Origin of the sequence: Faecalibacterium sp. DFI.5.82 (assembly GCF_029076575.1) — a bacterium.
In the GTDB taxonomy this organism is placed as follows: Bacteria; Bacillota; Clostridia; order Oscillospirales; family Ruminococcaceae; genus Faecalibacterium; species Faecalibacterium duncaniae.
On the sequence record NZ_JARFIS010000858.1, the window covers coordinates 1 to 297 of the forward strand.

At 52.9% G+C, this 297-nt stretch carries 1 pseudogene; it reads right to left on the reverse strand.

Annotated features, from left to right (window positions below):
- Positions 1 to 190: pseudogene (locus tag P0G09_RS19230) on the reverse strand (hypothetical protein); the annotation flags it as partial.
- Positions 191 to 297: the final 107 nt, after the last annotated feature.

The window sequence follows — 297 nt, forward strand, 5'->3', positions numbered from 1 at the left end:
GCTCGATCTCCTCCCGTGCAAGCCCGCTTCCGGACTTGAAGCAGAGGATATAGGCCGTCTCGCCTCCCTTGAGCGCCTCCTCCCGGATGCGCACGGTGGGCCGCACGCTGATATATCCCTGCCGCATGGCAAACTCTTCCTTGAGCGGCAGAGCCGGGAAGTTTCCGCCCTCCGGCCAGCCGTTCACCATCCATTTGCGTTCGCTCTCCTTGACTTTTTCCTCGTTTCTGTGTATTTGTATTTATTCTAGCACGTTTTTATGTTAGAATAAATATCAGTATGAAATTTTAGCATCCT